An 8,582-nucleotide genomic window follows, 5' to 3' on the forward strand; every position below is an offset into this window, starting at 1 on the left:
TGAAGTCGATCTTCTTCTCCCCGACGTTGCCGGAGACCTTGTCTTTGATCTTCATGACAAAGGTGTAGCTTCCGGCGGGCAGGTCGCGGGTTTCGCTGCGGACCTGGTCGCCCTGCTTGATCTGGAGGGTCTGCTTGAGGGTCAGCGGCAGGCTGATGAGCGGCGAGTCGAAGTTGCCCGGGGCGAACTTAATGGCCGGCTTGTCGCCCTGGTTGACCTCGAAGACGATCTCGACGTCGTAGGTCGAGCCCGACTTGGGCTGGCAGCCGAAGACATAGGTGAAGAGATCGAGCGGCTGGCCGACGGTGAAGACGTTGTCCAGGCTCGGCGTCACTTGGATGACCGAGTAGGCGAAGAAGCCCTTGTGCATCTCGGGCTTTTGCTCGGGCGCCTGGACCTGCTTGTATTCCTTCATGAAGAAGACCGGGGTCGTGTCGAGGCTGGAGGTGAAAGACTTGGGATCGGGCAGATTGGCGCTGCTGTACTGGATGCCGATCTTCGATAGATCCTGGGAACAGATGGCGATCGTGGCCAGGTATTCGCCCGGCATGAGCGGGTAGCCGACGGTGTACCAATCGGCCTGCTCGGGATCGAAGCCGGCCTGGTCGGCCTCGAAGGAGGCGGGGATATAGATCTCCTTGATCAGCTTGCCGGGAACCCCGTTCTCGGCCTGGTGGAACTGGACGAACACGTTGACCACGGCCTTGACCTTGGCGGGCGCGATCGGGGCGGCCGGATCGACCACGGCCGGGGCCGTGACCGGGGCGAACCCGAGGTCGGCGTTCTTGATCTTCAGGAAAAAGACCTGGTAGAAGGCCTGCTGAGCGGGGAGGTACTGGGTCCGGAAGATCTCGAAGGGAAGGTCCAGGCGGGCCGTCTTGGCGGCCATGCCGGCCTCCATGGGCTCCTTGACTTCCTTCGGGATGAACACCTTGGCGCTCTGTTTGGCGTCGGGCGCCTGCTGGGCGGCGGGAGCGGCGGCGGCGGCCGTCAGGATTGCCGCCATAAGAAGCGGAACGATGATTTTTTTCATAATTTGCATCCTCCTCTATGATGCGCGGAACGACTCTCGCCGATTAAATAAGCAAGGATTATGCCAATTTTTCGACGGGAGAATTGGTTTGTTTTCAGCATGATGGGATCGATGATCTTGTAAAGAATAGTTACATTCGGCCTTGGCGAGATCGTGTTCGTCCTCAAAGAAAGGGGGAATATAGCAAAAACCCCCCCGCAAGGCAATGGCGGCTGGTTTCGCCGGCTTCACCGCTGGTACAGATCCACCGCTGCGTTGTGTTCGCGCAGGGACCGGCTGAATTGATGACTGCCGTCGTTCCTGGAGACGAAGAAAAGGTATTCCGTGGCCGCCGGCTGCAGGGCGGCCCGCAGCGATTCCCGGCCCGGGTTGCAGATGGGCCCCGGCGGCAGGCCGGCGTGGAGGTATGTGTTGTACGGCGAATCGAGCTTGAGGTCCTTCGAATAGAGCCGCCCCTTGTAAGTTCCCGCGGCCTTCAGGACATAAACGATGGTCGGGTCGCAGTCGAGGCGCATGCCCAGGCGGAGCCGGTTATGGAAGACCGACGACACCAACGGCTTTTCCTCGGCCTTCCCGGTCTCCTTCTCGATGAGCGAAGCCAGGATGACGGCGTCCCGGACGCTCAGGCCGAGCTCGGATGCGCGCCGGCGCCAGGCCTCGGTAAAGACTTCTTTGAACATCTCCGTCATCTTGGCCAGGATGGCCGGGGCCGGCATCCCTTTCGGCAGGCGATAGGTTTCGGGGAAAAGATAGCCTTCCAGATCGGCGGCCTGGGGATCGAGCAGGCCCAGCGAAGCGGTCGTTCGAAAGGCCGCGGCGAATTCGGTTTCGCTGCCGAAGCCGGCGGCGGTGAAGAGGGGAAACGCCTCGCGGCCCGTCAGCCCTTCGGCTACGGTCACGGGGTGGAGGTAGATCCGGCCCTGGGTCAGGGCTTCGATCACGGCCCGAGGCGCCGAAGGGGCGTCCAGCTTGTATTCGCCGGCCTTAAGCGGCTTGCCGGAATAAAACATCCGATATCGCCAGAGGAAGGGAGTCGTCTTGGCCAGGACTCCTTCGGCTTTGAGCTTGGCGGCAATGGCGGAGGCCCCCTGCCCCCGGGTGATCTCGATCAGGACGGGGCGCCCGGCTTTCGCGGCCGGAAGAGAGGACTCCAGGGCTATCCAGACGCAGAATCCCAACAGGCCGGCCTGGGCCAGGATGAGCAGGAATTTAATCGGTCGAAACAGGATTTTCATCGGGACGCCGGCTCTCCAGGTAGCCCTGCAGGATGATGACGGCCGCGATCTGATTGACCACGGAGCGCCTGTCTTTGATCTTGATCTTCTGTTCCTGGACTGAGCGGAGGGCCTGATGGGTGGTCAGGCGCTCGTCGAAAAACTCCACCGGGACGCCGGCGGCCCTCTCCAGCCAGACCGCGAAGGCCCGGGTTTTTTCCACTCGCGAGCCCTCGCTGCCGTCCATGCGGAGGGGCAGGCCGACGACGATGCGGCCGATCTCGTGCTTGCGGACGAGCGCCTGGACGACCGCCTTCCGGACCGCATCGCTCCCCTCGAGCTGGATGGTATCCAGCGGCTGGGCGGTGATGAATAAGGGGTCGCTAAGCGCCAGCCCGATGTGCCGGTCGCCGTAGTCCAGGCCGAGGATTCTCATTCCGGAATCCCGGCCGTGCAGCGCTTCTTGCGGCGGTGGCGTTCGAAGCCCAGGTCGATCAGGCGGTCCAGAAGCCGGCCGTAGGGAAGGCCCGTCACGCCCCATAGCTTCGGGTACATGCTGATCTCCGTGAAGCCGGGGATTGTGTTGATCTCGTTGATGTAGAGATCGCCGGTCCGCCGCTCCAGGAAGAAGTCGACCCGCGACATTCCGGAGGCTTGGCAGGCCTGGAAGGCGGACACGGCCTGGCGCCGGACCTCCGCGACGACCTCCGTGGGGAGGTCGGCCGGGATGCCGAACTTCGTCTTGTTGTCGAGGTACTTGTCGCGGTAGTCGTAAAACTCATGGTGGGGAATCACCTCGCCTGGGAGCGAGGCTTCCGGCTCGTCGTTGCCCAGCACGGCGCACTCGATCTACCGGCCGTCGATGCCTTCCTCGACCAGGACCTTGCGGTCATAGCGCAGGGCCAGGTCGAGAGCCGCGGCCGCCCGGGCGTGGCTTTTGACCTTGGAGATGCCCACACTCGAGCCGAGATTGGCGGGCTTGACGAAGTAGGGCGGGGTGAAGGAATCCCGGACGCGGCGCAGGAGGGCGGCCTTGGCCCGCTCCCACTCGAAATCGTGGACGATGATCCATGGTGCGACGCGCAAGCCGCGGGCTTGGAACAGGATCTTCATCACGTCCTTGTCCATGCCCGCCGCCGAGGCCAGGACCCCGGGGCCGACATAGGGGACATCGGCCAGCTCGAGCAGGCCCTGGATCGTGCCGTCCTCGCCGTAGGGGCCGTGCAGGACGAGGAAATACAGGTCGGCCCGCACCGGCGCCGCCGTCCGCGCCTGCCATGGCAGAAAGCCTTGGAAGGGGCCGCGGCGCAATTCCCGCTTCGGGACGCGGGGCGAGGCGACCTGCTTCCAGCGGCCGTCTTTGCCGATGTACAGGCAGACGACGGCGTAGCGGGTCTTGTCGAGATTGTTGTAGACGGCCGAAGCCGACAGAATGGAGACTTCGTGCTCGGCCGAACGGCCTCCGAAAAGCAGGGCGATGGTTTTTTTTGCGGGCATGGCAATTTTCTATTTTAAAGAAGGGAACGCGCTTTGTCTATCCTAAGCCCCAGGCCGTAGACCCCAGCGACACGCGGGACTGCCCGTCCGCGGCGCTCGGCTCGGCCCGTCCGGCTCAGAGATGGGACTTGAAGAGACGACTTGGCGTGAACTTGATTCTCTTCTTGCGCGGAATAGCGATTGTGTCGCCCGTCTTAGGGTTCCGCCCCTGGCGGGCTTCGCGGGTCTTGATCTCGAAGCTGCCGAAGCCGGAGAGATTGACTTTGCGGCCCGTCTTGAGCGATTCCTTAACCGCGCCGAGCAAGGCCGCATAGGCCTTTTGAGCCTGGAGATGGGTGATCCCCGCCGTGTGCGCCATGTTGGACGTAAAATCTTTTTTGCCCATGCCGCCCTCCTTCCTATTGCTGGAACTGATTTGTATTCAAATGGTAAGGCTGATTATGGAGAAAGTCAAGCATTGCTTGGGCCGGTCGGGGCGCGCCGGGCAGCGTCGAGCCGCGTGGCGCCGCCGCCCGGCGTTGTGCTAGAATGACGGAAGCGAGGTGCGCCATGACCAGGAAAACGGGCTCGTGGGCTCTCATCGTCCTTCTGTCGGCCCTGTCGGGGTTCATCCCCGCCCGGGCGGGGGGACAGCGCCCGATTCGGCCGACGGCAAGATTCTGCTCAGCGACGGCGATCTGGTCTGGGTGCGGGGAGCGGCCGGCGAGGTCGTGCGCCCCGGCCAAGTCTTCGCCGTCGTTGCGATGCAGGCCCTGCCGCCCGGCTCGAAAAAGCCGGCCGGCCCCGGGCCCATCGGATTCCGGCGCGGCCGGCTGCGCGTCGTCCGGACCGACGGAGAGCGGTTCCTGGCCAAGATCGAGAAAGCCTGCGGCATCATCCGGGTCGGCGACGGGCTCCTGCCTTTCGAAGACAAAGCCCCGATCATGGGCAAGAACCTCGGCTTCGAAACCCTCTTCCAGGGCGGCGAGGTCCTGACCGGCCGTCTGATCAATTTCGGCAACGAGCTCAACCAGATCGGGCTCGGCGACTGGGCCCTGATCGACATCGGCGCCGATCAGGGGTTGAAGGTCGGGCAGCAGCTGACGGCCTACACCAAGCCCGAGGGGGTTCGGCCGGCCCGGGCCGCGGCCAATGTCGTCGTCGTCGATGTCGGCTGGGCGACGGCCACCATCAAAGTCCTTTCGGCCGCGGATGCGCTCCGTCTGGGAGACCTCGTTCAAATCAAGTAAATTACGCATCCGACAGGGATTCCGGATTAGCCGTTTGGGTCCGAATTCTTTCTCTGCCAATAAAATGGAAGGCAAACGGAATAGGCTTCCATGAGGGGGAGGCAGTCATCGTCCAGAGGACGATGGCGTTGGAGGGGGAACCCTCCAATGGTTCCCCCTCCAAGGGAGCCCATTGACTTGCTTGGGGGTTTTTGCTAGTTTATCGCAGTGCTTTCCGGGACGGTCGCCCCGGGCGCACGTCCGGACGCGGGCGTAGTTCAGTGGTAGAACGTCTGCTTGCCATGCAGAAGGTCGTGGGTTCAAGTCCCATCGCCCGCTCCATCTTCCCCGCAGCGACCGTCGTACGATGGCCATCGAAGGCGCGGTACCCAAGTGGCTAAGGGAGAGGTCTGCAAAACCTCGATTCGCCGGTTCGAGTCCGGCCCGCGCCTCCATTTTTCCCGCTTGGCCGGGCCCGTTTCCCCCCAATACGTTCGCGGTGCCAAACCCCGATTTTCAAATCGGGGTTATAAGCGCCGCTCAGTATTAACCCTTCTAATACCCCGGGCTTGGCAGTCCTCAGCCGCGAAGCGGATGAGGGCGGGCTTCAGCCCGGGGTATCGAGCGGGTTTATTGACAGTCCCTCCCGATTAGGCTAAATTGAGGTCGACTGAAAGGAGTAAAAACATGGATCTCATCCCCCGCGTCCAAAACCTGATTCTTAAGCCGAAGGAGGAGTGGGTCAAGATCAAGGGTGAAGACACCCCGCCCATGACCTTGATCATGACCTACGCGGCCATCCTGGCCGCGATTCCGGCCATCGCCCAATTCATCGGGTTCGGCCTGATCGGAACCCGCATCCCGTTCCTGGGAACCTACCGCGCCCCCCTGGGAAGCGCCCTGTTGCGGGCCGTTCTTTACTATGTCTTTACCGTGGCCTCGGTCTACGGCTTTGGGTTCATCATCAACATGCTGGCTCCGAACTTCGGCGCCAAGTCCAACCTCCAAAAAGCCATGCAGCTCTCGGTCTACAGCATGACCATCCCCTTCGTGGCCGGCGTCTTCTACATCATCCCGTCCCTCGGCGTGCTGGCCGGAATCGCCGGACTGTACGGCCTGTATGTGCTTTACCTCGGGTTCAATACGCCGATGATGGACACGCCCAAGGAAAAGATCGTCAGCTACCTGATCGTATGCATCGTCGTCGTTGTCGTGCTGATGCTCGTGATCGGATTGATTTTGGGCGCCATCTTCGCCGTCGGCTCGGTGGCCCGATTCTAATTTAATTCGGCCACGATTTTTGCGAACGCCTCGCGCGGGGAGGCCGCTTGGGTGATCGGCCTCCCCACGACGAGGTAATCTGATCCTTTGGACACCGCCAGTGCGGGCGTCATGATCCGCTTCTGATCCTGGGCTGTCGACCCGGCCGGCCGGATGCCCGGCGTCACGATCAGAAAGTCGGGCCCCACTTCCTTCCGCACAATCTCGATCTCTTGGGCCGAACAGACCACACCGGTCATGCCCGAGGCCTTGGCCAGGGCGGCCAGCCGCAGGACTTGGCCGGACGTGTCCGGCGTCATGCCGATTGCAGCCAGGTCATCGTTCTTCAGGCTGGTCAGGATGGTGACGCCGAGCAGGATGGGCTTGTCCGTGCCCAGCTTGGCGGCCTCCTCGCCGGCTGTAGCCGTGGCCCGGGTCATCATTTCGCTCCCCCCCGACGTGTGGATGGTCATCATCTTGGCGCCAAGGCGGACGCCTATCCGGGCCGCTTCGCCGACGGTGTTCGGGATGTCATGGAGCTTGAGATCGAGGAAGACGCCCTTGCCCAGGGCTTTGATCTCCCGCAGCAAAGCCGGTCCCTCGGCCGTGAATAGCTCCAGTCCGACTTTGAACAGGACGGCTTCGTCCAAGTCGCGGACAAGGGCCAGGGCTTGGGCCTTGGACTCCACGTCCAGGGCGGTGATGATGCGGTGGGCGGGCGGGATGGATCGGGTCATGGGGCAGCTCCTTGCGGCGGCGGAATGGCTCCGCCATTATAGGAATTCGGCGGGAATTTCTCAAATGGGCGGCAGGTGGCGGAGGGGGGGGCGTCAGCGGCCGGTCGCGAGCGTTCCGACGACGTCGGAGACGCGGGCGATGCCGCGGCGGTCGCACCAGGCGCCCATCTCGTCCGCGATCCGAGCGGCCGCGCCCGGCTCGACGAAATTGGCCGTGCCGACTTGGACGGCCTTGGCCCCGACCACGAGGAACTCCAGGGCGTCCTCGCCGGTCATGATGCCGCCCATGCCGATGACCGGGATGCGGACGACCTTGGCGACCTGATAAACCATGCGCAGGGCGATCGGCTTGATGGCCGGGCCGCTCAACCCGCCGAAGACATGGCCCAGCTTGGGCCGGCGGGTTTCGAGATCGACGGCCATGGCCAGCAGGGTGTTGATGAGCGAAACGGCGTCCGCCCCGCCGTCCTCGGCGCTTGACGTTGGGGCAGGAGATGTTGAGCTCGTAAGCGGCGATCCCCTCCTGCCCGTTCAGAAAATCGATGACCCGAAGGTACTCGTCGTCGGAGGCGCCGCAGACATTGACGATGACGGCGGTGTCGTGCCGGCGGAGCTCGGGCAGGATGTCGGCCGCGAAATGCTCCACCCCGACGCCCTGCAGGCCGATGGCGTTGATCAGGCCGGAGGCCGTTTCGACCAGCCGTGGCGGCGGGTTGCCTTCGCGGGGGCCGTAGTAGAGGCCCTTGACGACGAGGCCGCCGATCCGCGTCAAGTCCAAAAAAGGCTTGAATTCCAGGCCGTAACCGAAGGTGCCGCTGGCCGTGAGGACGGGGTTGCGGAGCTTGAGAAAGCCGAGGTCGACGGCGAGATCGGCCATGTCAGCCCTCGCCCCAGACGATCTCTTCGGCCGCGAAGACCGGACCGTCCTCACAGATTTTGCGCCATTTCCCGTTGTCACCCCGGCGGATGCGGTGGACGCAGCCCCAGCAGGCGCCGAAGCCGCAGCCCATGATCGCCTCGAGCGAAAGCTGGGCCGGGATGCCGCGGGCCGCGGCCAGAGCGGCCGTTTTCTCCATCATCGGATCGGGGCCGCAGGCGAACAGACGGTCGGGAATCCCGGCGGCAAGCTCCCGCTCTAAAAGCGCGGTCACGAAGCCGCGGGCGCCGAGCGTGCCGTCGTCGGTCGAAACGGAGAGGGCAAATCCGGCGGCTTCGAATTTTTCCCCGATCGGGACTTCGGAAGCGGTCTTGCCGCCGTAGAAAACCTTGACCCGGGCACCCTTGGCCTTGAGCTTGCGGCCCAGGAAGAACAGGGGGGCGATGCCCCGGCCTCCGCCGACGAGCCAGGCGTCCTTGTCTTTCCATTTCCCGTCCAGCCGGTATCCCTTGCCGAGCGGGCCGATGACGTCCAGCGTCTCGCCCTTGGCCTTGGCGGCCAGAAGGGCCGTGCCGCGCCCGGCCGTCCGGAAAAAGACCTCCAGCCAGTCCTTGGCGGCGTCGTGGATGCCCAGAGGGCGGCGGAGTAGCGGATCGGTGCCGGGGTTCGTCCGGAGCATGACGAATTGGCCGGGCTTGGCTGCGGCGGCCATGTCCGGCGCGGCGAAGCGGAGGAGGTGGAACTCGCCCCAATCGC

Annotated in this window: 8 protein-coding genes, 2 tRNA genes and 2 pseudogenes; 4 read left to right on the forward strand and 8 right to left on the reverse strand. The window is 63.8% G+C overall.

Annotation, left to right across the window (positions count from 1 at the left end):
• The 5 genes and pseudogenes from NTZ26_15260 to NTZ26_15280 all read right to left on the reverse strand — a co-directional run.
• A partial coding sequence (locus tag NTZ26_15260) for a hypothetical protein (protein ID MCX6561857.1) occupies positions 1 to 1,033 on the reverse strand: 1,033 nt, incomplete at its 3' end.
• A gap of 227 nt (positions 1,034 to 1,260) precedes the next feature.
• Positions 1,261 to 2,268 (reverse strand): endolytic transglycosylase MltG, encoded by a 1,008-nt coding sequence (mltG, locus tag NTZ26_15265; GenBank protein ID MCX6561858.1) that lies wholly within the window; start codon positions 2,266 to 2,268, stop codon positions 1,261 to 1,263.
• Positions 2,243 to 2,683, reverse strand: coding sequence for a Holliday junction resolvase RuvX (gene ruvX / locus NTZ26_15270; protein MCX6561859.1), 441 nt, complete (start codon positions 2,681 to 2,683; stop codon positions 2,243 to 2,245). The genes mltG and ruvX overlap by 26 nt, the downstream gene beginning before the upstream one ends.
• Positions 2,680 to 3,744 (reverse strand): annotated as a pseudogene (locus tag NTZ26_15275) (D-alanine--D-alanine ligase). The gene ruvX and the pseudogene NTZ26_15275 overlap by 4 nt, the downstream one beginning before the upstream one ends.
• 115 nt (positions 3,745 to 3,859) lie before the next feature.
• Positions 3,860 to 4,129, reverse strand: a complete 270-nt coding sequence (locus NTZ26_15280; GenBank protein MCX6561860.1) for an HU family DNA-binding protein — start codon at positions 4,127 to 4,129, stop codon at positions 3,860 to 3,862.
• Positions 4,130 to 4,313: 184 nt separating this feature from the next.
• Between NTZ26_15280 and NTZ26_15285 the strand changes: the two genes are divergently transcribed.
• The 4 genes from NTZ26_15285 to NTZ26_15300 all read left to right on the forward strand — a co-directional run bounded on the left by NTZ26_15285 (position 4,314) and on the right by NTZ26_15300 (position 6,233).
• Positions 4,314 to 4,973: a hypothetical protein gene (locus NTZ26_15285; protein ID MCX6561861.1), complete on the forward strand. Its 660-nt coding sequence runs from the start codon at positions 4,314 to 4,316 to the stop codon at positions 4,971 to 4,973.
• Positions 4,974 to 5,219: 246 nt separating this feature from the next.
• A tRNA-Gly gene (locus NTZ26_15290) sits at positions 5,220 to 5,294 on the forward strand.
• Between the two features lie 37 nt (positions 5,295 to 5,331).
• Positions 5,332 to 5,407: transfer RNA gene (locus tag NTZ26_15295), tRNA-Cys, on the forward strand.
• A gap of 232 nt (positions 5,408 to 5,639) precedes the next feature.
• Positions 5,640 to 6,233: a Yip1 family protein gene (locus NTZ26_15300; GenBank protein ID MCX6561862.1), complete on the forward strand. Its 594-nt coding sequence runs from the start codon at positions 5,640 to 5,642 to the stop codon at positions 6,231 to 6,233.
• Here the strand turns inward: NTZ26_15300 and pyrF are convergent.
• The 3 genes and pseudogenes from pyrF to NTZ26_15315 all read right to left on the reverse strand — a co-directional run.
• A complete protein-coding gene (pyrF, locus tag NTZ26_15305; protein MCX6561863.1) occupies positions 6,230 to 6,949 on the reverse strand; it encodes an orotidine-5'-phosphate decarboxylase in 720 nt (239 codons plus the stop codon). The two genes, NTZ26_15300 and pyrF, sit on opposite strands and share 4 nt — an antisense overlap.
• Positions 6,950 to 7,042: 93 nt before the next feature.
• Positions 7,043 to 7,826, reverse strand: a pseudogene (locus NTZ26_15310) (dihydroorotate dehydrogenase).
• A 1-nt stretch (position 7,827) separates the two neighbouring features.
• Positions 7,828 to 8,582, reverse strand: a 755-nt coding sequence (locus tag NTZ26_15315; protein ID MCX6561864.1) for a dihydroorotate dehydrogenase electron transfer subunit, incomplete at its 5' end; no start/stop codon positions are given.

The sequence above is a fragment of the Candidatus Aminicenantes bacterium genome, assembly GCA_026393855.1.
Classification (GTDB): Bacteria; Acidobacteriota; Aminicenantia; order Aminicenantales; family UBA4085; genus UBA4085.

What these genes read in the sequence shown, in the direction of transcription:
- mltG (MCX6561858.1), bottom strand. Translation starts at nt 2,268, where the DNA reads ATGAAAATCCTGTTTCGACCGATTAAATTCCTGCTCATCCTGGCCCAG.
- ruvX (MCX6561859.1), bottom strand. Translation starts at nt 2,683, where the DNA reads ATGAGAATCCTCGGCCTGGACTACGGCGACCGGCACATCGGGCTGGCG.
- NTZ26_15280 (MCX6561860.1), bottom strand. Translation starts at nt 4,129, where the DNA reads ATGGGCAAAAAAGATTTTACGTCCAACATGGCGCACACGGCGGGGATC.
- NTZ26_15300 (MCX6561862.1), top strand. Translation starts at nt 5,640, where the DNA reads ATGGATCTCATCCCCCGCGTCCAAAACCTGATTCTTAAGCCGAAGGAG.
- pyrF (MCX6561863.1), bottom strand. Translation starts at nt 6,949, where the DNA reads ATGACCCGATCCATCCCGCCCGCCCACCGCATCATCACCGCCCTGGAC.